Source organism: Ramlibacter cellulosilyticus, assembly GCF_014297465.1.
In the GTDB taxonomy this organism is placed as follows: Bacteria; Pseudomonadota; Gammaproteobacteria; order Burkholderiales; family Burkholderiaceae_C; genus Ramlibacter; species Ramlibacter cellulosilyticus.
In genome coordinates, this window is record NZ_JACORT010000006.1 from 239,507 (window position 1) to 262,366 (window position 22,860).

General features: G+C 69.7%; 19 protein-coding genes. 12 read left to right on the forward strand and 7 right to left on the reverse strand.

The genetic code is table 11. The features are described from left to right. Positions 1–78: 78 nt before the first annotated feature. From ppnP to H8N03_RS15745, 5 genes are all read left to right on the forward strand, one after another. A complete protein-coding gene (gene ppnP / locus H8N03_RS15725; RefSeq protein ID WP_187077141.1) occupies positions 79–396 on the forward strand; it encodes a pyrimidine/purine nucleoside phosphorylase in 318 nt (105 codons plus the stop codon). 7 nt (positions 397–403) lie between these two features. After that, complete coding sequence (argG, locus tag H8N03_RS15730; RefSeq protein ID WP_187077142.1) at positions 404–1,735, forward strand: argininosuccinate synthase; 1,332 nt, start codon at positions 404–406, stop codon at positions 1,733–1,735. A gap of 25 nt (positions 1,736–1,760) precedes the next feature. Then, complete coding sequence (locus tag H8N03_RS15735) at positions 1,761–2,525, forward strand: hypothetical protein (RefSeq protein WP_187077143.1); 765 nt, start codon at positions 1,761–1,763, stop codon at positions 2,523–2,525. A 110-nt stretch (positions 2,526–2,635) separates the two neighbouring features. Further along, entirely contained in the window at positions 2,636–4,558 is a 1,923-nt protein-coding gene (locus tag H8N03_RS15740) for an HD family phosphohydrolase (RefSeq protein ID WP_187077144.1), read from the forward strand. A gap of 110 nt (positions 4,559–4,668) precedes the next feature. Next, entirely contained in the window at positions 4,669–5,031 is a 363-nt protein-coding gene (locus tag H8N03_RS15745) for an SPW repeat domain-containing protein (RefSeq protein WP_187077145.1), read from the forward strand. Positions 5,032–5,135: 104 nt separating this feature from the next. Here H8N03_RS15745 and murB read toward each other — a convergent pair whose 3' ends face one another. Next, entirely contained in the window at positions 5,136–6,176 is a 1,041-nt protein-coding gene (gene murB / locus H8N03_RS15750) for a UDP-N-acetylmuramate dehydrogenase (RefSeq protein ID WP_187077146.1), read from the reverse strand. Positions 6,177–6,227: 51 nt separating this feature from the next. Between murB and H8N03_RS15755 the strand changes: the two genes are divergently transcribed. The 3 genes from H8N03_RS15755 (at position 6,228) to H8N03_RS15765 (ending at position 8,971) form a co-directional block, all read left to right on the forward strand. Then, positions 6,228–6,713 carry a YajQ family cyclic di-GMP-binding protein gene (locus H8N03_RS15755; protein ID WP_187077147.1) on the forward strand — a complete coding sequence of 162 codons (486 nt, stop codon included), beginning with the start codon at positions 6,228–6,230 and terminating at the stop codon, positions 6,711–6,713. 13 nt (positions 6,714–6,726) lie between these two features. Next, positions 6,727–7,362 (forward strand): retropepsin-like aspartic protease family protein, encoded by a 636-nt coding sequence (locus H8N03_RS15760; RefSeq protein WP_187077148.1) that lies wholly within the window; start codon positions 6,727–6,729, stop codon positions 7,360–7,362. An 85-nt stretch (positions 7,363–7,447) separates the two neighbouring features. Next, complete coding sequence (locus tag H8N03_RS15765; protein WP_187077224.1) at positions 7,448–8,971, forward strand: MFS transporter; 1,524 nt, start codon at positions 7,448–7,450, stop codon at positions 8,969–8,971. Positions 8,972–8,978: 7 nt separating this feature from the next. Here the strand turns inward: H8N03_RS15765 and plsY are convergent, their stop codons facing one another. Genes plsY through H8N03_RS15780 form a run of 3 tightly spaced genes read right to left on the reverse strand, consistent with a single transcriptional unit; the run spans position 8,979 to position 11,191 of the window. Beyond that, positions 8,979–9,611: a glycerol-3-phosphate 1-O-acyltransferase PlsY gene (gene plsY, locus H8N03_RS15770; RefSeq protein ID WP_187077149.1), complete on the reverse strand. Its 633-nt coding sequence runs from the start codon at positions 9,609–9,611 to the stop codon at positions 8,979–8,981. A gap of 25 nt (positions 9,612–9,636) precedes the next feature. Then, positions 9,637–10,128: an aminoacyl-tRNA deacylase gene (locus H8N03_RS15775; RefSeq protein ID WP_187077150.1), complete on the reverse strand. Its 492-nt coding sequence runs from the start codon at positions 10,126–10,128 to the stop codon at positions 9,637–9,639. A gap of 4 nt (positions 10,129–10,132) precedes the next feature. Further along, positions 10,133–11,191, reverse strand: coding sequence for an aldo/keto reductase (locus H8N03_RS15780; RefSeq protein WP_187077151.1), 1,059 nt, complete (start codon positions 11,189–11,191; stop codon positions 10,133–10,135). Between the two features lie 49 nt (positions 11,192–11,240). Between H8N03_RS15780 and H8N03_RS15785 the strand changes: the two genes are divergently transcribed. Continuing rightward, positions 11,241–11,975 carry a DNA-formamidopyrimidine glycosylase family protein gene (locus H8N03_RS15785; RefSeq protein WP_187077152.1) on the forward strand — a complete coding sequence of 245 codons (735 nt, stop codon included), beginning with the start codon at positions 11,241–11,243 and terminating at the stop codon, positions 11,973–11,975. Positions 11,976–12,023: 48 nt separating this feature from the next. Here H8N03_RS15785 and H8N03_RS15790 read toward each other — a convergent pair whose 3' ends face one another. From H8N03_RS15790 to H8N03_RS15800, 3 genes are all read right to left on the reverse strand, one after another. After that, entirely contained in the window at positions 12,024–14,081 is a 2,058-nt protein-coding gene (locus tag H8N03_RS15790; RefSeq protein WP_187077153.1) for a hybrid sensor histidine kinase/response regulator, read from the reverse strand. A 91-nt stretch (positions 14,082–14,172) separates the two neighbouring features. Further along, entirely contained in the window at positions 14,173–15,405 is a 1,233-nt protein-coding gene (locus tag H8N03_RS15795) for a hypothetical protein (protein WP_187077154.1), read from the reverse strand. Positions 15,406–15,475: 70 nt separating this feature from the next. Then, positions 15,476–17,269, reverse strand: coding sequence for an acetate--CoA ligase (locus H8N03_RS15800; RefSeq protein WP_187077155.1), 1,794 nt, complete (start codon positions 17,267–17,269; stop codon positions 15,476–15,478). Positions 17,270–17,294: 25 nt separating this feature from the next. Here H8N03_RS15800 and H8N03_RS15805 point away from each other — a divergent pair, with 25 nt between their 5' ends. The 3 genes from H8N03_RS15805 to H8N03_RS15815 all read left to right on the forward strand — a co-directional run bounded on the left by H8N03_RS15805 (position 17,295) and on the right by H8N03_RS15815 (position 22,858). After that, positions 17,295–18,200 carry an alpha/beta fold hydrolase gene (locus H8N03_RS15805; RefSeq protein ID WP_187077156.1) on the forward strand — a complete coding sequence of 302 codons (906 nt, stop codon included), beginning with the start codon at positions 17,295–17,297 and terminating at the stop codon, positions 18,198–18,200. A gap of 164 nt (positions 18,201–18,364) precedes the next feature. Continuing rightward, a complete protein-coding gene (locus H8N03_RS26625; RefSeq protein ID WP_187077157.1) occupies positions 18,365–19,279 on the forward strand; it encodes an SEL1-like repeat protein in 915 nt (304 codons plus the stop codon). Between the two features lie 102 nt (positions 19,280–19,381). Then, positions 19,382–22,858: a response regulator gene (locus H8N03_RS15815; RefSeq protein ID WP_187077158.1), complete on the forward strand. Its 3,477-nt coding sequence runs from the start codon at positions 19,382–19,384 to the stop codon at positions 22,856–22,858. Positions 22,859–22,860 lie beyond the last annotated feature (2 nt).

Below are 22,860 nucleotides of genomic sequence, written 5' to 3' on the forward strand. Positions count from 1 at the left end.
GCGGGCGCCCTTTTTCCTGCCCGGCCGGCGCCGCGGCGCGCTCGCCTAAAATTGCGGGTTTCCCCGGAAGCTATTCCCATGACCACCGAGAAATTCGACGCCGTGTCCGTCGCGACCAAGGCCAACGTGTACTTCGACGGCAAGTGCGTGAGCCACGGCATCACCCTGGCCGACGGCACGAAGAAGTCGGTGGGCGTGATCCTGCCCGCCACCCTCACCTTCAACACCGGCGCGCCGGAGGTCATGGAATGCGTGGCGGGCTCCTGCGAGTACAAGCTCGCGGGCACGAGCGAGTGGAAGAAGTCCGCCGCCGGCGGGAAGTTCTCCGTCCCGGGCAACTCCAGCTTCGAGATCCGCGTGACCGAGGCCTACCACTACATCTGCCACTTCGGTTGATCACGTCATGAGCACCATCCTCGAGAGCCTGCCGCTCGGCCAGAAGGTCGGCATCGCCTTTTCCGGCGGCCTGGACACCAGCGCCGCCCTGCACTGGATGAAGAAGAAGGGCGCCCTGCCCTACGCGTACACCGCGAACCTCGGCCAGCCCGACGAGCCGGACTACGACGCGATCCCGCGCAAGGCGCTGGAATACGGCGCGGAGAAGGCCCGCCTGGTCGACTGCCGCAAGCAGCTCGCGCACGAAGGCATCGCCGCCCTGCAGTGCGGCGCGTTCCACATCAGCACCGCCGGCATCACCTACTTCAACACCACGCCCCTGGGCCGCGCGGTGACCGGCACGATGCTCGTGGCCGCGATGAAGGAAGACGACGTCCACATCTGGGGCGACGGCAGCACCTTCAAGGGCAACGACATCGAGCGCTTCTACCGCTACGGGCTGCTCACCAACCCGTCGCTGCGCATCTACAAGCCCTGGCTGGACCAGCAGTTCATCGACGAACTCGGCGGCCGCGCCGAGATGTCGGCGTTCATGACGGCCGCGGGCTTCGGCTACAAGATGTCGGCCGAGAAGGCGTATTCGACCGACTCGAACATGCTCGGCGCGACGCACGAGGCCAAGGACCTGGAGAACCTCAACTCCGGCCTGCGCATCGTCAACCCGATCATGGGCGTGGCGTTCTGGAAGGACGACGTGCAGGTGAAGGCCGAGGAAGTGCGCGTGCGCTTCGAGGAAGGCCAGCCCGTCGCCCTGAACGGCAAGACCTTCGACGACCCGGTGGAACTGTTCCTGGAAGCCAACCGCATCGGCGGCCGCCACGGCCTGGGCACCAGCGACCAGATCGAGAACCGCATCATCGAGGCCAAGAGCCGCGGCATCTACGAAGCGCCCGGCATGGCGCTGCTGTTCCTCGCGTACGAGCGCCTCGTCACCGGCATCCACAACGAGGACACCATCGAGCAGTACCGCGACAACGGCCGCCGGCTCGGCCGCCTGCTGTACCAGGGCCGCTGGTTCGACCCGCAGGCCATCATGCTGCGCGAGACGGCGCAGCGCTGGGTGGCGCGCGCCGTGACGGGCGAAGTGACGGTCGAACTGCGCCGCGGCAACGACTACTCGATCCTCGACACGCAGTCGCCGAACCTCACGTACGCGCCGGAGCGCCTGTCGATGGAGAAGGTCGAGAACGCGCCGTTCACGCCGAAGGACCGCATCGGCCAGCTGACCATGCGCAACCTGGACATCACGGACACGCGCCAGAAGCTGGGCATCTACTCGAAGACCGGGCTGCTCACGAGCGGCGGCGACGCGCCGCTGCCGTCGCTGGGCAAGGACTGAGGCCCGGCGGGCGGGAGGACGGTGGATGGCGGCGGATCGCGATCCCCCGGCGTCGACCGTCCACGCCGAGCTCACGGCGCTCGTCGAGGAGATGCAGCGCCTCGAGCGTGAAGGCCGCCTCGACGAGGCCGCACGCGAGCGCCTGCAGGCGCGCAGCGACGCGATCCTGCGCCGGTCGGAAGAAGAGACCGAAGCGATCCTCGCCCACGCGCGCGATCAGATGCGCTCCCTCGAGGCGGGCAGCATGTCGTGGTGGCAGTGGGCCTTCGTTGCACTGTTCATCGGGGTGGTCGTGGGCGCGGTCGCGCACGTGCAGGAAGGCGGCTTCTTCTTCGTGCGGGCCGACGCGTACCGGGCGGCGATGCCGTGGATGTTCGGGCTCCTCACCCTCGCGTTCGGCACGCTGCTGCTCGTCTCCGAGCGCTGGACGAACGCCGCGCGGGCCACCTGGCGCAATCCGGTCCTGCGCTGGGGCTTCTTCTTTCCTGCCACGGCCATGGTGATCTCCCTCGCGCTGGTGGTGAGCCCCCTCGGCTGGGCGGCGATGTTCACGCGCGCCCTCGGTGACGGAGTCCATGCGCGCGAAGGCCGCCTGCTGTCCCTGCATGATGGTTCGAGCAGCAGCAAGATCTGCCGCCAGAAAGGCGAGTTCCTCCACGCCGGGCAGACCGCGAACCTCTGCCTCGACGGCCGCGTCACCGGCGCCCTGCCGAAGCCGGGCGACACGGTCCTCCTCGACGGCTGGCAGACCGCCCTCGGCTTCTACGTGGGACGGATCGCCCGCCGCTGATCGCGACGCGGTATTTGCTCACACGCGGACCTGTTCCGCCGCAAGCTCAGCCGCCGCACGCTCGCGCTACGCGGTGTAACCTGTGGTGTCGCAGGGAAAGGGGTGTCCGCATGGATGTGCACCAGAGCACCGCGCAGGCCTACCAGGAGCTGATCGAGATCGGCATCGCTCTGTCCGCCGAGAAGGACCCTGCGCGCCTGCGCGAACGCATCCTGCTGGAGGCCAAGGCGTTCACCAACGCCGACGCGGGCACGCTGTATCTCAAACGCAAGGGCACGGAGCTCGCGTTCCAGATCGTGCGCAACGACTCGCTCGGCATCGCGATGGGCGGCACGACCGGCGTGGAGATCGACCTGCCGCCGGTGCCGCTGGTGACGGAGACGGGCGCAGCCAACCTGCGGAACGTCGCCTCGTACTGCGCGATCACCGGCGAGATCGTGAACATCGAGGACGCGTACAGCCGCACCGACCAGCTCGATTTCTCCGGCACCGAGGCTTTCGACCGCCGCCTCGGCTACCGGTCGCGCTCCTTCCTCACCGTGCCCCTGAAGAACCACCAGGGCTACGTGATCGGCGTGCTGCAGCTGATCAACGCCAAGGACCGCGACGGCCGGGTCATCGCCTTCGATCCCTCCATCGTGCCGATGGTGAGCGCGCTCGCCTCGCAGGCGGCCGTCTCCATCGACAACCGCATGCTGATCGCGGAGCTGAAGCAGCTGCTGGACGCGTTCATCGGCGTGATCGCCGCGGCGATCGACACCAAGTCCCCGTACACGGGCGGGCACTGCCAGCGCGTGCCCGTGCTCACCGAGATGCTCGTGCGCGCCGCGTGCGAAGCGCAGGACGGGCCCTTCGGCGCCTTCGACCTCACCGAGGAAGAGTGGTACGAGCTGCGCGTGGCCTGCTGGCTGCACGACTGCGGCAAGGTGATCACGCCGGAGCACATCGTCGACAAGGCGACCAAGCTGGAGTGCATCTACGACCGCATCCACGAAGTCCGCATGCGCTTCGAGGTGCTCAAGCGCGATGCCGAGATCGCCATGTTGCAGGGCCTGCTCGCAGGCGGCGACGCCACCGCGCTGCGGGCCGAGTACGAGCGGCAGTGCGCCACGCTCGACGAGGAGTTCGCCTTCATCGGCGAATGCAACGTCGGCGGCGAATACATGGCGCCGGAGAAGGTCGAACGCCTGAAGCAGATCGCCGAACGCACGTGGACGCGTACGCTCTCCAACCGCGTGGGCATCTCCTACGCGGAGAAGAAGCGCCGCGACGCGAGCCCCGAGCGGCCGCTGCCGGTGCAGGAGAAGCTGCTGGAGGACCGCTACGACCACATCAGCCCGCGCGAGGGGCTGCGGCTGTCCGCCGAGGGCAACCCCTGGGGCTTCCGCATGCGCGCCCCGGAGCGCGAGGCCAACCTCGGGGAGATCTACAACCTGTCGATCAGCCGCGGCACGCTGACCGAGGAAGACCGCTACCGCATCAACGAGCACATGGCGCAGACCATCGTCATGCTCGAGTCGCTGCCCTGGCCGCGCCACCTGCGCCGCGTGCCGGAATACGCGGGCGGCCACCACGAGAAGATGGACGGCACCGGCTACCCGCGCGGCCTGCGGCGCGAGGAGATGTCGATCCCCGCACGCGTCATGGCCATCGCCGACATCTTCGAGGCGCTCACCGCGGCCGACCGCCCGTACAAGCCGCCGAAGAAGCTCTCGGAGGCGCTGCGCATCATGCGCTTCATGGTGAAGGACAGGCACATCGACCCGGACCTGTTCGGCCTGTTCGTGGAATCCGGCGTGTGGCGGCAGTACGCCGAGCAGTTCCTCAAGCCGGAGCAGATCGACGAGGTGGACGTGGGCATGCTGTGCGACGGCATCGCCGAGCCGGCTGCCCCGCCCGTGCAGCCGGCGGTGACGGCGGCCGCCGCGGCGTGGGTGCAGCCGCTGGCCACGCGCGACGTGGACGACACGCTGCCCGGCGCCGTCCCGCGCGGGCCGGGCGAGGCGGCGGCCGCGGCGAGCGGCGTCGCCTGAGGCGTCGTCGCCACCGCCCTGCGGCAGACGTTGGCTTCCCTGCGCGCGAGGATTACCATGGCACCGTCCCGTCCACCGGAGAGCCGCCGTGGCGGCGAAAGGAGTTCCGCATGGCACGCGTGAAGCACTGGCAGGATCCCGTGAACGCCCTCGTCGGCGCCTGGCTGGTCCTCTCCCCCTGGGTCCTCGGCTTCCAGTCCGTGGTGATCGCCGCGGCCACCACGGCGGCGGTCGGCGCCCTCCTCTTCGCCACCAGCGTCGGCGCGATGCAGTTTTCGCAGGCCTGGGAGGAATGGCTGGACGTGGTGCTCGGCGTCGCGCTGATGCTGCTGCCCACGGTGTTCGGCTTCGACGGCGTACGTCCGGCGCTGCAGAACGCGCTGGCCTGCGGCGCGATCGTCACCTTCCTCGCCCTGTGGGTGCTCGCCAGCGACGACGTGCTGGCGGGGTGGTGGGAGAAGAACGTCGGGTAGAGGACGGAAAGCTGGGGTGCGCTTCGCGCAACCCAGCCTACGAACGTACGCGTTCGCCCCCGTAGGCTGGGTTGCGCGAAGCGCACCCCAGCAATCTCAAGCCATCACACCACCACCGGCTCCGGCTCCAGCCGGATCCCGAACCGCTCGTACACGCTGGTCTGGATGGCGCGCGCCAGCGTGACGACCTCGCCGCCCGTGGCGCCGCCGCGGTTGACCAGCACCAGCGCCTGCTTCTCGTAGACGCCCGCCTGCCCCACGGACTTGCCTTTCCAGCCGCAGGCGTCGATCAGCCAGCCGGCGGCGAGCTTGATCGAGCCGTCCGGCATGGGGTAGTGCACGATGCCGGGGTCGCGGGCGATGATGTCCTGGCACTGCTCGGGGGTGACGGTCGGGTTCTTGAAGAAGCTGCCCGCGTTGCCGATCACGCGCGGGTCCGGCAGCTTGGCGCTGCGGATCGCGCAGACCCAGTCGTAGATCTGCCGCGGGCTGGGGTGGACGACGCCCGACTCCGTCACCTTGCGCTGCAGGTCCAGGTAACCCAGCACCGGCTTCCAGGGCTTGGGCAGCCGGAAGCGCACGCGCAGGATCAGCGCCCGGCCCGCGAGGCCGAAGTCGCTGTCGCGCGCCGGGGAATGCTTGAACACGGAATCGCGGTAGCCGAAGGCGCACTGTCCGGCATCGAGCGTGAATTCGCGCCCGGTCATCAGGTCGATGGCGTCCAGCGATTCGAAGCGGTCCTGCAGCTCGATGCCGTAGGCGCCGATGTTCTGTACCGGGGAGGCGCCCACGGTGCCCGGGATCAGCGCCAGGTTTTCCAGCCCGCCGAAGCCCTGCTCGATGGTCCAGGTCACGGCCTCGTGCCAGTTCTCCCCGGCGCCGAATTCGACCACGGCGGACCGGGGGCCGTCCTCCAGCACGCGCCGGCCCGGCACCTCCACCTTGAGCACCACCGCCTTCACGTCGCCGGTCAGCACGATGTTGCTGCCGCCGCCCAGGACGAAGCTGGGCTCCTTGGAAAGCTCGGGGTGCGCCAGCACGGCGTGGACGTCCGCGGCGGACTTCACGCGCACCATGTTCCTGGCGCGCGCCACGATGCCGAACGTGTTGTGCGGCTGCAGCGACGCGTTGGTCTCGACGATCATGGGAGAATTGTGGCCCAAGCAGCCACCCGGCTGTGCAGGAGGACACCTCATATGCCGTCGTTCGATACCGTGTGCGAGCCCAACATGGTGGAAGTGAAGAACGCCGTGGAAAACGCCGCCAAGGAGATCGGGACCCGGTTCGACTTCAAGGGCACCGCCGCGGCCATCGAGATCAAGGACAAGGAAGTCACCCTCACGGGCGACGCCGAGTTCCAGCTGAACCAGGTCTACGACATCCTGGTCGGCAAGCTCGCCAAGCGCAACGTGGACGTGCGCTTCCTGGACAAGGGCGACGTCCAGAAGATCGGCGGCGACAAGGTGAAGCAGGTCGTCAAGGTCCGCAGCGGGATCGAGTCCGAACAGGCGAAGAAGCTGCAGAGGCTGATCAAGGACAGCAAGCTGAAGGTGCAGGCGGCGATCCAGGGCGATTCCGTGCGGGTCACGGGCGCCAAGAAGGACGACCTGCAGGCGACGATGGCCCTTGTGCGCAAGGAGATGGCAGAGCTACCCTTGTCCTTCACGAATTTCCGGGACTGAAAAGGGAGAGCCCATGAAGCGCCTGTTCGCCACCCTCCTGGCCCTGGCGGCCGGGGCCGCCGCCGCGCAATCCGTCACGCTCCAGGGCATGCTCGGGTCCAAGGCCTTGCTGGTGGTCGACGGCCGCCCGCCCAAGGCCGTCGCGGCCGGGGAGACCTGGCAGGGCGTCAAGGTGGTCTCCACCGCCGGCGACCAGGCCGTGCTGGAGGTCGGCGGCCAGCGCCAGACGCTGCGCGTGGGCGACTCGCCCATGGCCTGGGGCGCCACGGCGGCGCCGATGGGCAACAAGATCGTGCTCACGGCCGGCAGCGGCGGGCACTTCGTCACGCAGGGCGCGATCAACGGACGCGCGGTGCAGTTCATGGTGGACACCGGCGCCACCTCCATCGCCATGGGGGCGGCGGAGGCCGAGCGCCTGGGCATCGACTACAGGAAGGGCCAGCTCGGGCGCGGCAACACCGCCAACGGGCAGGTCACCGTCTACCAGGTCAAGCTGTCCTCCGTGCGCGTCGGCGACGTGGAGGTCTACGACGTGGATGCGGCGGTCCTTCCCAACCACGGCGGGCACATCCTGCTGGGCAACAGCTTCCTCGGCCGCTTCCAGATGACACGCTTCAACGACCAGCTGGTGCTGGAGCGCCGCTACTGACTTGAGGGACTCCGAATACCCCGGGCCCCGCGAGGCGCGGCCCCGCGAAAGCGCGCTCGGGCCCTTGCGCGCGCCGGTGTTCCGCATGCTGTGGTTCACCTGGCTCGCCGCCAACACGAGCATGTGGATGAACGACGTGGCGTCGGCCTGGCTGATGACCACGCTGGGGCCGTCGCCGCTGTGGGTGGCCCTGGTGCAGAGCGCATCGACGCTGCCCGTCTTCCTGCTCGGGCTGCCCAGCGGCGCGCTGGCCGACACGGTGGACCGCCGGCGCTACTTCATGGCGACGCAGTTCTGGGTGGCGGCCGTGGCCACGCTCCTGTGCGTCGTGATCCTCCTGGACCGGCTCACCGCCCCGTTGCTGCTGGCGCTCACTTTCGCCAACGGCATCGGCCTGGCGATGCGCTGGCCCGTGTTCGCCGCCATCATCCCGGAGATCGTCCCGCGCCCGCAGCTGGCGCAGGCGCTGGCCCTCAACGGCATCGCGATGAACGCTTCGCGCATCATCGGCCCCCTGGTGGCGGGCGCGCTGATCGCGAGCTTCGGCAGCGCCTACGTCTTCGTGCTGAACGCCACGCTGTCCGTGATGGCGGGCATCACCATCATGCGCTGGCGCCGCGTGCACCAGGAAAGCCCGCTCGGGCGCGAGCCGCTCGCCAGCGCGATGCGCGTGGGCGTGCAGTACGTGTGGCAGTCGGGCCGCATGCGCGCGGTGCTGTTGCGCATCGCCCTCTTCTTCCTGCATTCCACGGCATTGCTGGCGCTCTTGCCGCTGGTGGCGCGCGGCCTGCACGGAGGCACCGCGGGCACCTTCACCGTGCTGCTCGCCTCCATGGGCGTCGGCGCGATCATCGCCGCCCTGCTGATGCCGCAGATCCGGCGCTGGCTGCCGCTGCAGCCGCGCGTGCTGGTGGGCACGGCCTTGCAGGCGTTCGCGTCCGTCGTGGTGGTGTACGCGCCGAGCATCTGGCTGGCCGTGCCGGGGATGATCGTCGCCGGCGCCGCCTGGATCACCGTGGCGAACTCGCTCACGGTGGCCGCGCAGATGGCGCTGCCCGACTGGGTGCGGGCGCGCGGCATGTCGATCTACCAGATGGCGCTGATGGGGTCCACGGCCGCCGGTGCCGCGCTCTGGGGCCAGGTCGCCACGTGGACCAGCATCCAGCATGCGCTGGCCATCGCGGCCGTCACGAGCGTCGTGACGATGCTGGTCGCGCAGCGCACCGTCGTCGACCGCGGCACCGAGGAAGACCACACGCCGTCGCGCGTGCTGAAGGTCCCGGAGATGCCGGAGCCGCCGCAGGCCGGCCGCATCCAGGTGCGGGTCGAATACCGCATCGACCCGGCACGGGCACCGGAATTCCTGGCCCTCATGCAGGAGAGCCGCCGCAGCCGCCTGCGCCAGGGCGCGCTCGACTGGCAGTTGCTGCACGACCTGTACGAGCCGGGGCGCTACGTGGAGCAGATCACGGACGCGTCCTGGACCGAGCACCTGCGCCGCTTCGACCGCATCAGCGCCGACGACGTCGCCCTGCGCGACAAGCGCCTCGCCTTCCACATCGGCGAGGAGCCGCCGCGCGTGTCGCGCTTCCTGGTGGAACAGGAATAGCCTGCCCTCACCCGGCTTTCTTCGCCCCCAGCCGGCTTTCCTTGCCTTCCAGCAGCCGCTGGATGTTCTCGCGGTGGCGCCATGCGAGCAGCAGCGCCATCGCGAACAGTGCCACCGCGACCGGGCGCTCGGCGTACCAGGCGAGGCGGTCGCCCATCAGGTAGTACACGGGCGCGAACACCGCCGACACCAGGGAGGCGAGCGAGGAATAGCGGAAGAAGAAGGCGATGATCAGCCAGGTGAGGCCGGTGGCCACGCCCAGCATCCAGTCGATGCCGAACACCACGCCCAGGAAGGTGGCCACGCCCTTGCCGCCCTGGAAGCGGAAGAAGACGGGATAGAGGTGGCCGAGGAAGGCCGCAAGCCCGACCATCGCCATCGTGCCTTCGTGCAGCCCGTGGCGGTCGCCGAACAGCTTCACCAGCAGCACGGGTACGAAGCCCTTCATCGCATCGAGCAGCAGCGTGACGACGGCGGCGGGCTTGCTGCCGGAGCGCAGCACGTTGGTCGCGCCCGGGTTCTTGCTGCCGAACGTGCGCGGGTCCGCGAGGCCCATCGCCTTGCTCACGAGCACGGCGAACGCGAGCGACCCCAGCAGGTAGGCGGCCAGCACCGCCAGCGCGGGATACAGCGACTCCATCTCTCGTCTCCTCCTTGTGTGGGCGCTATTCTGCCAGCGCGCACTGCACCGGTTTCGCCCCGAGCAGCTGCACGCAGGCCTGCGGGTCGATGCCCACCAGGTAGCCGCGCCGGCCGCCATTGAGCACGATGCGGGGCAGCGCGAGGATGCTCTCCTCGATGTACACCGGCATCTGCTTGCGGGTGCCGAAGGGCGAGGTGCCGCCCACGAGGTAGCCGCTGTGGCGGTTGGCCACCTCCGGCTTGCAGGGCTCGACCGACTTCGCGCCGATCTGGCGCGCGAGGTTCTTGGTGGACACCTTGCGGTTGCCGTGCATCAGCACGATGAGCGGCCGCGCCTTCTCGTCCTCCATCACCAGCGTCTTCACCACCGTGAACGGGTCGAAGCCCAGCACCTCGCTGCTGTGCAGGGCCCCGCCGTGCTCCACGTACTCGTAAGGATGCTCGGTGAACGCGACGCCGTTCGCCTTGAGGAAGGCGGTGGCGGGCGTTTCGCTGACGTGGTCCTTCTTCGCCATGGCGTCAGGCCGCGGGGTCCCGGATCTCCCAGCGGACCTTGTCGATCTCCGCCAGCAGTTCGGGCGACAGCTGCGTGCCCCACGCGTCGACGTTTTCCTCCAGTTGCGCGAGCGAAGTCACGCCGATGATCGTGCTCGCCACGCGCCAGTTGCCGTAGCACCAGGCGAGCGCGAGCTTCGTGGGCGTGAGGCCGTGCTTGCGCGCCAGCGCGCTGTAGCGGCGCGCCGCTTCCAGCGCGTCGGGGCGCGCCCAGCGCTGGTTGCGCATGCGTTCGAATTTCGACAGGCGCCCTTCGCGCACGGCCGGCGCATCGAGGCCGCCGTCGTCGTACTTGCCGGTGAGTGCGCCGAACGCGAGCGGCGAATACGCGAGCAGGGACACGCCGAGGCGGTGCATCGTCTCGTCCAGCCCGTTGTCGACCATGCGGCTGGTGAGCGAATACGGGTTCTGCACCGTCGCGACCCGCGGCAGGTCGTGCTGCTCCGCGAGCCGGACGAATTCGTGCACGCCCCAGGGCGTCTCGTTGGACACGCCGATGTAGCGCACCTTGCCGGAGCGCACCAGCTTCTGGAAGGCTTCGAGCTGCTCGTAGATGGGCGTGCGGCTCGTTTCCTTGCCGGGCTGGTAGTAGATCTCGCCGAAGGTCGGGACGTGGCGCTCGGGCCAGTGGACCTGGTACAGGTCGATCACCTCCGTCTGCAGGCGCTTGAGCGAGCCCTCGCAGGACGCGACGATGTCCGCCGCCGTGAGCCCCGGGGTGGCGCGCACCCACGGCATGCCGCGCGAGGGACCCGCCACCTTGGTGGCAAGGACGATCCTGCTGCGCAGGCCCGGACGCGCGGCGAGCCACCGGCCGATGATGGCCTCCGTGGCGCCGCAGGTGTCCGCGCGCGGCGGCACCGGGTACATCTCCGCGGTGTCGAGGAAGTTGATGCCGCGCGCGACGGCGCGGTCGAGGATCGCGTGCGCATCGCCCTCGTTCACCTGCTCGCCGAAGGTCATCGTGCCCAGGCAGATGGGCGTGACGCGCAGGTCGCTCTGGCCGAGCTGGATGGTTTGCATGGCGTTACAGCGTTGACGGTGTGTGGAATCGGTCGAGCATATTAGCGGGATGCCCGAAGGTCCCTCGATTGTCATCCTCAAGGAGCAGGTCACGCCCTTCCTCGGGCACACGATCCGCCGCGTGTCCGGCAACACGACGATCGAGAAGGAGCGGCTGCAGGAGCAGAAGGTCGAGTCCTTCCGCAGCTGGGGCAAGCACTTCCTGGTGGAGCTGCCGGACTTCAGCCTGCGGGTGCACTTCATGCTGTTCGGCAGCTACCGCATCAACGAGGCGAAGAGCTGGGCGGTGCCCCGGCTGTCGCTCGGGTTCGACGTGGGCGAGATCAACTTCTACGCCTGCTCGGTGCGCTTCATCGAGGAACCGCTGGACCTCGCCTACGACTGGTGGGCCGACGTGATGTCCGAGCACTGGGACGAGAAGCTCGCGCTGAAGCGCCTGCGCTCCGCGCCGGACATGCTGGTGTGCGACGCGCTGCTGGACCAGGACATCTTCGCGGGCGTGGGCAACATCATCAAGAACGAGGTGCTGTTCCGCATCCGGGTGCATCCCCTCTCGACGATCGGCGCGTTGTCGGCGGCGAAGTTGCGCGAACTGGTGCGCGAGGCGCGGCAGTACAGCTTCGACTTCTACGAGTGGAAGAAGCAGTTCGTGCTGAAGAAGCACTGGCTGGCGCACACGAAGCGCACGTGCCCGAGGTGCCTCATTCCGTTGAAGAAGGGGCACCTGGGGAGGACGAATCGCAGGAGTTTCTGGTGCGAGCACTGCCAGGTGCTCTACGCATGATCGGTGGGGTTCGCTTCGCTCACCTTCCGCCGCTGCCGCGGCGCCACCCTACGAAGACAGGCCGTCCCGCACAGGCCCCTGCCCCATCCGCGCCAGCAACTCCTGCACCTGGTCCGGTGCCGCCGGCTTGGTGAGGTGGTAGTCGAAGCCCGCCTGCAGCGCCTGCTTCTGGTCCGTCTCCGTCCCCCAACCCGTCAGCGCCACCAGCGTCGTCCCGGAGAGGTCCGGGTCTTCGCGCATCGCCTTCGCGACCTCGTAGCCGTTCATGCCGGGCAGGCCGATGTCCAGGAACACGGCACGCGGACGCGTGCGGCGGGCGACGTCGATGGCTTGCGGGCCGCTGTACGCCGTCATCGTCTCGTGGTTGCTCAATTGCAGCAGCATGGCGAGGCTTTCGGCGGCGTCGTGGTTGTCGTCGACGACCAGGATGCGGAACGCCGCGGCGGCCGCCACCGGCGCCGTCGCGGCGCCTTCCTGCGGCTGCACTTCGGCATGCGCCAGCGGCAGGCGCACGGTGAACGTGCTGCCCTGCACCAGCCCCGGGCTTTCGGCCCACACGTCGCCGCCGTGCATCTCCACCAGCTTCTTCACCAGCGCGAGCCCCAGGCCCAGGCCGCCCTGCGAGCGTTCCTCGGCGTGCTTCACCTGCGTGAAGATCTCGAACACGCGCGGCAGCATGTCCGCCGGGATGCCCAGGCCGCTGTCGCGCACCTGCAGCAGCACGTCGCGCCGCGTGGCGCGCGCGGTCAGCGTGATGCGGCCGCCGTCCGGCGTGTACTTGGCCGCGTTGTTCAGGAGGTTGGTGAGCACCTGCGCGAGCCGCGTGCGGTCCCCCACCACGTGCAGCGCTTCCGGCGGCAGGTCCAGGTGCAAGGTGTGGCGGGCCGCCTGCATCAGCGGCAGGCTGGCTTCGATCGCCACCTGCACGATCTCGCGCACCTCGGCGGGCTCCCGCTTCAGCACGATCTTGCCCGTCGTGACGCGCGACACGTCCAGCAGGTCGTCGACCAGGTGCACCATCTGGCGCAGCTGGCGCTCCATGATGCCGATCACCTTCTCGGTCGCCTGGGCGCCGCCCTTGCGCAGAAGCGCGATCGCGTTGCCGATGGGCGCGAGGGGGTTGCGCAGTTCGTGGGCGAGCGTGGCGAGGAACTCGTCCTTGCGCTGGTTGGCTTCGCGCAGCGACTCGTAGAGGCGCGCGTTCTCGATGCTCACCGAAGCCATGGAGGCCAGCTGGGTGAGCACGGCTTCATCGTCCGTGCTGAACTCTCCGGAGAGCTTGCCCGTGAGCTGCACGATGCCGAGCTTCGCGCCTTGCGCGCCATTCAGCGACACGGACAGGCCCTCGCACTCCGGCACCTGCAGCGACGCAGGACTGCCGGACGCGAACAAGGTGACCGTCGCGTCCCGCGCGCCGACGATCGTGCGCGCCCGCTCGGTGATCACGGCGACGACTTCCTCCACCGACAGGCTGGCGTGGATCGCCTGGCTGGCCGCGACGAGGGCGCGGAAGCGCTCCTGCCTGCTGCGCAGCGACTGCTCGATGCGGCTGCGCTCGCGTGCTTCGCGGTCGCGTTCGATCACCACTGCCGCGGTGTTCGCGAGCAGTTCCACCACCTGCCGGTCGTGGCCGGAGGGCGCACGCGGCTCGCGGTAGTACATGGCGAAGGTGCCGAGCACTTCGCCGAGCGTGGAGCGGATCGGCGTGGACCAGCAGGCCGCGAGGCCGTGCTCGTGCGCGAGGGAGCGGAACGCCGTCCAGAGCGGGTCGCTCGCGATGTCGCTGACCACCACGACCTGGTTGCGCCAGGCGGCGGTGCCGCAGGAGCCGACGCTGGGGCCGATCACGAGCCCGTCGATCGCCTGGCTGTACGCAGCGGGCAGCGAGGGCGCGGCGCCGTGGCGCAGGCGCTCGCCCTCTTCTTCGAGCAACAGGATGGAAGCGAGCACGCCGCCGTCGGACTGGCGTTCGGCCGTGAGCACGAGCACGTCGAGCACGGAGGCGAGCGGTGCGCCGCCCACGGCGAGCTGCAAGGCCTGGTTCTGGCCAGCCAGCAGTGCGCGTGATCGCGCGAGGTCGGTGGTTCCCGCATCCGCGAGGTCCATGTGCATGTCCCGGCAGCAGCCGCTGCGTAAGCGGCTATTGTCGTGAGGCCCGGGACGCCCGCGTGTAGGCCGTGGCTGACGCACCGCAACTTTACGGCGCGTCCGGCGAACCCTCCGCGCTGGGCGCCGGCCCGGCGCCGCTGCTGGAAGCGTCGGGCGGCGAAGACGGCGGCTCCGGCTGGGCTTGCTCCGCGTACGGTGCGGGGCGCGGCCGGCGAACCGGCGGCGGCGTCACGTCCACGATGGTGTCGCCGGGCTCGGCCACGTCGCGCGGGGGCGTGCGACGTGCTTGCGGACGCGGACGTGGCTCATCCGGAGCGGCCGTCGTGACTTCGGGTTCGACGCGTCGCTCGACGCGCGGCGCCGCTTCTTCCTCCACGCGCCGCTTGCGCGCGGGTGTGGAGGCCGTGCGCTCTTCGCCTGCGGCTTGCGCTTCGGGCGGGCGCGGCTGGGCCGGCGCCTTCGCCACGGGCGGCTTCGCGGGCGCCGCCGCGGCGGCAGGTGCCGGTGCCGGTGCAGGTGCGGGAGCAGGTGCGGCCGCAGTCGCAGGAGCAGGCGCCGGTTTCGCGGCCACGGCCGGTGCGGGTGCGGGCGCAGGCGCCGTCTTCGCGACAGGCGCAGCAGATGCTGCCGCCGCGGGCTCGGGCGCCTGCACGACGGGCGCGGGCGCCGGTGCGGGCGGAGCCGGCGGCGCCTTCGCGATCGCCGTCGGCGCCTTGCCGCCGGTCGCGTGCTGCACCGTCACCAGCCCTTCGCGGGCAAAGCGCGTCTTCTCGTGGTCCTCGCCGTAGCGCGCGCGATAGCCTTCGAGGCTGGCGCTGTACAGCCGCTCGGCGCGCTGGAACAGGTCCTTGCCCTTGCCGGGCGCGCCGAGCGCGGCCACGGTGGCGTAGTGCCGGCCCAGCTGGTACATCGCATCGGCGAGCGGGATCGGGTCGCCGTCCTGCAGCGTCGCCGCATTGCGGCACGCATTGAGGAAATCGACTTCCGCGTCGCGCTGGCGGCCGGCCGCGGCCGCCTCCTTGCCGTCCAGGATCAGCGAGGCGACTTCGTCCGCGCTGCCGGTGCCCGCCTTCTGCTGCAACGTGGCGCGCCCGTCGCCGTCGCCCGCACTGGGCAACATGGGGGCCATCTCGCAGTTGCCCGCCATCGCGGTCACGAACGCGGTACTTGGGGAGGCGCCCATCGCACGCGTGGACGGCGCGGGCGAGCCCGTGTACGGCCCGTCGCCGCCGCGCAGGCTCATCATGCCCACCGCGCCGGCCGCGACGCCGACCAGAAGCCCCACGCCAAACAGCACGCTCTTGCGGGTGTCCTTGACCATGGCCGCCACGGTAGCGGCCCGGCGGCGCGCGGCAGGCGGGACAGGCAGGACAGCGGGAGCCGGACCGTTCCTACGACGACACCCTGCCGCGGGCCCGCTCCTCTTCCTGCAGCCGCAGCACGCGGCGCTGGACCTTGCCCGTGGTCGTCATCGGCAAGGCGTCGATGAACTCGATCTCCTTGGGATACTCGTAGGGAGCGAGCTTGCCCTTGACGTGCAGCTGCAGCTCGCTCACGAGTTCCGCGTCGAAGGCGTCCGGGCCGCGCGTGGTGATCGCGCGGGCCTCCAGCACGTTGGGCGCGAGCACCACGTAGGCCTTCACGAGCGCGCCCCGCTCGGGATCCGGCTTGGGCACGACCGCGGCATTGATCACGGCGGGATGCTTGACCAGGCAGTTCTCGATCTCGCTCGGCCCGATGCGGTAGCCCGCGGCCTTGAACACGTCGTCCGCGCGCCCCTGGTACCAGAGGTAGCCGTCCTCGTCGCGCGTCGCGAGGTCGCCCGTGCGGCACCAGTCGCCGGTGAACTTGCGCCGCGTCGCTTCCGGGTTCTTCCAGTAGCCGAGGAAGAAGATCGGGTCCGGCTCGCCGTGCACGTCGTAGCGGTTCACCGCCACGTCCCCGGGTACGCCGGGCGGCACCTCGTTGCCGTCGTCGTCGATGACCGCCACGCGATGGCCGGGATAGGGACGGCCCATGCTGCCCGGCCGCGCGGGCCAGCCGACGCCACCGGCCGTGTCGCCATTCATGCTGCAGTTGCCCACCACGTAGTTGATCTCGGTCTGGCCGAACATCTCGTTGACCGTCACGCCCAGCTGCTCGCGGCAGTACTGGAAGACCGCGTCGCCGACCGCCTCGCCGGCGCTCATGACGGCCTGCAGGCGCAACGCGAAATGATCGCGCGGCCGCGGGTACGCCTTCATCATCGCCTTCAGCGCCGTGGGGAAGAGGAAGGTGTGCGTGACGCCGTGCTCCTGCATCAGCGTGAACGCGGTGTCGGGGTTGAAGCGCGCGTTGCACGCGACGATGGGGCGGCCGAAGTACAGCGAAGGCAGCAGCGCGTCCATCAACCCGCCGGTCCACGCCCAGTCGGCGGGCGACCAGAACACTGCGTCGCTTTCCGGACTTGCCCCCTCCCCCGCCGGGGGAGGGCCGGGGCGGGGGCGCAGGGGGCGGAAGCCGAACCAGTTCTGGCTGCACACGAAGCCCGGCAGGTTGCCCACCAGCGCGCGGTGCGGAATCAGCGCTCCTTTCGGCGGCCCGGTCGTGCCGCTGGTGTAGATCAGCACCGCGCCATCGTCCGCATGCGTCGCCGCCGGCGTGAAGCCGGTCTCCAGCGTCGCACGTTGCGCCTCCCACGAGAGGTCCGCCTGCGCCGCGGCACCGCCGACGCCGACGACGCTGCGCAGCAAGGGGCACGACGCACGCACCTGCCCGATGTTGCCGATCGAGCTCTCGTCGCAGATCGCCACCACGGCTTCGCTGTCCTGCAGCCGGTATTCCAGGGCCTCGGGCCCGAACAGCATGGACAGCGGCATCGCGACCGCGCCGAGCTGCAGCACCGCCATGTAGGCGATCGCGGTCTCGAAGCGCTGCGGCATCACGATCGCCACGCGGTCGCCGCGGTGCACGCCCAGCCCCACCAGCAACCGGCTCATCGCGTTCGCTTCGCGCTGCAGCTGCGCGAAGGTGAGCGTCGCGGCGGGCGAAGCGCCATGCGCGACGATGGCCACGCGCGTGTCCGCATCCTCGCGCCGCGCCCAGCGCCCGCAGCACGCCTCGGCGATGTTGAAGCCGGGCGGCACCTGCCAGCCGAACCCGCGGTGCATGGCCGCCCAGTTGTCCCTGCCTTGACTGCCCGCCATCGTCCTGTCTCCTATGATCGACCGAATGTACCAACCGAAGCGCGCGTCCCGCAGCGAGTTTGTCCCGATCCGCAACCTGCGCTACCACGTGCGGCTCTGGGGCGAGGCGCGCGAGGGGCACGCGCCGCTGGTGCTGGTGCACGGCTGGATGGACGTGGCGGCCTCGTGGCAGTTCGTCGTCGACGCCTTCGCGCACGACCGGCTGGTGATCGCCCCCGACTGGCGCGGCTACGGCCTCACCGAAGGCCCACGGCCGGACAACTACTGGTTCCCCGACTACCTCGCGGACCTCGAATTCCTGCTCGATCACTACGCGGGCGAGGCGCCGGTGGACCTGGTGGGCCACAGCATGGGCGGCAACATCGCCATGCTCTATGCCGGCGCGCGGCCGCAGCGGATCCGCCGGCTCGCCAACCTCGAAGGCTTCGGCATGCCGGCCACGCGGCCCGCGCAGGCGCCCGGACGGTATGCCAAGTGGATCGGCGAGCTCAAGGCCTTCCACCGCGGCGAGATGGCCTTGAAGACCTACGACAGCGTCGAAGGCGTCGCGCGCCGCCTGATGAAGACCAACCGCCGCCTGACGCAGGACAAGGCGGACTGGCTCGCGCGCCATTGGGCCCGCCAGGAAGCGGACGGCCAATGGCACATCCTGGGCGACCCGGCGCACAAGATCGTCAATGCGAGCCTGTTCCGTGTCGACGAGGTACTGGAGATCTACAAGGCGATCACGGCGCCGGTGCTGAACGTGGAAGCCGGCGACGACAGCCTGGGCCAGTGGTGGCAGGGCCGGTACACGCTCGCCGAGTACCACGAACGTCTGAAGTCCGTGTCCGACCTGCGGCTGGGCCGGGTCGAGGACGCCGGCCACATGTTGCACCACGACCAGCCCGCGGAAGTCGCCCGGCTGATCGAGGACTTCCTTTCCTCCTGACGGCCGCCGGCGCGGCGTTCGCGCCTCAGCATGGGCGGAATTCGTGAAATTTTGTGGCTGTAGCGCTGCATGAAACCAGTTGTACGTAAAAGCGCTTGTCGTAGGAGAACGCCTACCCCATAGTCGGACATCTTCGATAGGGGTGACTCATGTGGAAGTCGGGTGTGACCGCCCTCCTGGCGGCTGCAGTCATCAGTCCCGTCCTGGCGCAGTCGGATGAGTTCGACCAGGGCATGAACACGATGTGGGAAGTGCTCTGGCACCAGAGCGGCACGCCCACCCGCCTCGTCCGCTGGGAGCAGGACATCAAGGTGCGCATCTACGGCGTGAACCTCGGGGTCCACAAGCAGGTCACCCTGCAGGCGCTGAAGGACGTGGGCACCGAGGCCGGCATCCGCGTGATCGACGTCAGCGACCGCCCCGACGCGGCCCAGGTCGCGAACGTGAGCGTCGAGATCGTGCCGGACAACATGCTGGAAGAGAACCAGCCCTGCGTCACCTTCCTGAATTTCCAGACCGAGACGAGGATCGACTCCGCGGCCATGCAGATGCGCAACCGCGACGCCTACCGCTGCGCCTACCACGAGGCGATGCACGTGATGGGCGTGCGGGGCCATCCCGCGGGCAAGACCGTCCTGAGCTACTTCCCCAGCAAGGTCGACGGCCTGCTGCCGCTGGACCGCGTGATGCTGCGCGCCTGGTACTCCCCGCGCATGCGCGGCGGCATGACGCCGTTCGAGGTGCTGCCGGTCCTGGCCGACGAACTGGTCGCCTCCATGCCGGACCGCGACCGGGCGATGCTCTCGCGCGACCGCTTCTTCCGCAACACGATCGACCAGATGCAGTCCTTCGCCGACGGCCAGGGCGACGTGCCCATGATCGTGAAGCGCTCGGGCAAGTCGACGAACGAAGGCATCCGCTTCGGCCGCATGGAAATGAGCTACTTCCTCGGCATCGCCTACCTCGAAGGCGCCACCGTGCCGCAGGACTCGACGCAGGCCGTGCGCTGGCTGCAGCGCGCCGCCAACCTGGGCAGCCGCACCGCGCAGGCCCGCTTGGGTGCCGCGACGGCGCGTTAAGCCCTTTTTCTTCGCCCGGGGACCCGACCTCCGCCTGAGTCACCCCACGGCCGAGCGATTTCCCGGCACACTGGCCGGCTGCCTGCCAAGGCAAGCCGCGCCATGCCCCAATCCAGCCCCAACGATCCCGGTACCTTCCGCCGCATCCTCCAGCGCAACCTCGCGCTGCCACTGGCGCTCGGCGTCGCCAGCGCCCTCGTCTTCCTCTCGCTGCTCTGGTACCTGGCCTCGGCCATCGCGGCGGTGCAGCGCAGCGATGAACTGCTCCAGCAGGCCACCGTGGTGCAGAAGCTGGACCTCGACATGGAGTCGGCGGTCCGCGGCTTCCTGCTGAACGGGGACGAGCGCTTCCTGAAACCCTACGAGGAATCGATGGCGCGGCAACCGGCGGAAGGGCGCCGCCTGCGCGAGATGCTGCACGGCGTCCCCGGCCAGACGCAGCGGCTGGACCGCATCGAGCACCTGCAGGCACGCTGGCGCGAGTACGCCGCCGACCGCATCGCGCAGAAGCGCAAGGATCCGCTCGCGCCGATCAGCGCGAGCACGGGACGCGAGCTGAAGGACGACGTGCGCGACGAGTTCGACGAGTTCTTCCGCGTCGAGCGCCGCGACCGCGCGCAGCGCATCGAGGAGACGAACCACAACGCGCTGATCACCTCCGTCGCCTTCGTCCTGTTCATGCTGACCACCGGCGCCCTGATCGCCTGGCGCGGCCGCAAGGACCTGACGGGGCTGTCGGAGAACTACGAGACGGCGCTGGCGGACCAGCAGCGCCAGGCGGAGGCGCTGCAGGCGCAGGCGTGGCTGCGCGAAGGGCAGTCGCTGCTCTCCGAGCGCCTGGGCAAGGAGCAGGACCTGGCGGCGGTCGGCCACGGCGCGCTGGAGTTCCTGTCGCAGTACCTCGGGATCGCCGTGGGGGCGCTCTACGTGCCCGAGCCTCCCGGCTTCGTGCGCGTGGCGACCTGGGGCTGGTCGGCGGGCACCGGGGGCGCCGGGGAACGCCTCGCGCAGGACCGCACGCTGGTCGCGGAAGCGGCGGCGCAGCGTCGCCAGATCCCGATGAGCGACGTGCCCGCCGGCTACCTGAAGGTCAGTTCCGCGCTGGGCGAGGCCACGACGCAGTCCGTGCTGATCGCACCGGTGGAACACGAAGGCCGCCTCGCCGGCGTGCTGGAAGTCGGGCTGCTGCGCCCGCTGGCGGCGCGCGACGGCGAACTGCTCGAGTACGCGAGCAGCATCCTCGGGGCTTCGCTGGAGGCGGCGCGCTACCGCAAGCGCCTGCAGGACGTGCTGGAGGAAACGCAGCAGCTCAACGAGGAACTGCAGGTGCAGCAGGAGGAACTGCGCACGGCCAACGAGGAGCTCGAGGAGCAGTCCCGCGCCCTGAAGGAATCGCAGGCCCACCTGGAAAGCCAGCAGGCGGAGCTGGAACAGACCAACGTGCAGCTCTCCGAGCAGGCCGAGCGCCTGGAGCAGCAGCGCGACCAGCTGCGCGAGGCGCAGGTGCAGCTGGAGGAACGCGCGGGCGAGCTGCAGCGCGCGAGCCGCTACAAGTCGGAGTTCCTCGCCAACATGTCGCACGAGCTGCGCACGCCGCTGAACAGCTCGCTGATCCTCGCGAAGCTGCTCGCCGACAACGCGGAAGGCAACCTGAGCGACGAGCAGGTGAAGTTCGCCGAGTCGATCTACAACGCAGGCAACGACCTGCTGAACCTGATCAACGACATCCTGGACATCGCCAAGGTCGAAGCCGGCAAGCTGGAAGTGCGGCCGGAGGTGGCCTCCGTGGCGTCCGTCATGGAAGGCCTGCGCTCCATGTTCCAGCCGCTGGCCACCCGCAAGGGCCTGCAGCTCGAAGTGGCGGCGGAGCCCGAGGCCCCGGGTTCGCTCTACACGGACCGCCACCGCGTGGAGCAGATCCTGCGCAACCTGCTGGCCAACGCCGTCAAGTTCACGGAGCACGGCAGCGTCGCCCTGCGCGTCGGCCGCGAGCCGGGGGACCGCATCCGCTTCGAGGTGCGGGACAGCGGCATCGGCATCCCGGAGTCGCAGCAGGACCTGATCTTCGAAGCCTTCCGCCAGGCGGACGGCACCAACAGCCGCAGGTTCGGCGGCACGGGCCTGGGCCTGTCCATCTCGCGCGACCTCGCCCGCCTGCTCGGCGGCGACATCTCCGTCGAGAGCGCGCCCGGCCAGGGCAGCACCTTCACCGTCGTGCTGCCCCTGGAATACCGGGTGGAGAAGGCGCAGGAGCCCGTGGCCATGGCGCCGCCCACGCCGACCCCCGCCGCGCCCCGCGTGGCGCAGGGCCCGGCGCCAGCCGCCACGCCCGCGCCTGCGCCGAGCGCCCCCAGCTTTCCCGACGACCGCGACGTGCCGGCCCACGGCCGCCGCACGGTGCTGGTGGTCGAGGACGACGTGCGCTTCGCGTCCATCCTGTTCGACCTCGCGCACGAACTCGGCTACCGCTGCCTGGTGGCGCACGACGCGCGCGCCGGGGTGGAACTCGCGACGCAGCAGGTGCCCGACGCGGTGCTGCTGGACATCCTGCTGCCCGACGAGACCGGGCTCGCCGTGCTGCAGCGGCTCAAGGAAGACCCGCGCACGCGGCACATCCCCGTGCACGCGCTGTCCGCCGAAGACCGCTCCGAGCCCGCGCTGCAGATGGGCGCGATCGGCTATGCCCGCAAGCCCGCCTCGCGCGAGGAATTGCAGGCCGTGTTCAAGCGGCTCGAGGAGAAGCTGAGCCAGAAGCTCAAGCGCGTGCTGCTGGTGGAAGACGACCCGCGGCAGCAGGAGAGCGTGCGGGCGCTGATCGGCGACGGCGACGTGGAGATCGTGGCGGTCTCCGAAGGAGCCGCCGCGCTGCACGCGCTGGCGGGGTCGGTGTTCGACTGCATGATCATCGACCTGAAGCTGCCGGACATGAGCGGGCAGGAACTGCTGCGCCGCATGGCCGCGGGCGAGAGCCGCTCCTTCCCGCCGGTGATCGTCTACACCGGCCGCAACCTCACCCGCGACGAGGAAGCGGAACTCCTGCGCTATTCCCGGTCCATCATCATCAAGGGCGCGCGCTCGCCGGAACGCCTGCTGGACGAGGTCACCCTCTTCCTGCACAAGGTGGAGAACCAGCTCTCGAGCGAACGCCAGAAGATGCTGCGCACGGCGCGCAGCCGCGACAAGGCCTTCGAGGCGCGCCGCATCCTGGTGGTGGACGACGACATGCGCAACATCTTCGCGCTCACGAGCGCGCTGGAGCAGAAGGGCGCCGAGGTGGAGGTCGCCCGCAACGGCGTGGAGGCCTTGCGCAAGCTGGAAGAGAATCCCGACGGGATCGACCTCGTGCTGATGGACATCATGATGCCCGAGATGGACGGCCTGACCTGCACGCGCGAGATCCGCAAGAACCCGCGCTGGCAGAAGCTGCCCGTCATCGCCGTCACCGCCAAGGCCATGAAGGAAGACCAGGAGAAGTGCCTCGCGGCCGGCGCGAACGACTACCTCGCCAAGCCGATCGAGCTGGAGCGGCTGTTCTCGCTGATGCGCGTGTGGATGCCGAAGCTGGAGCGCATACTTTGACC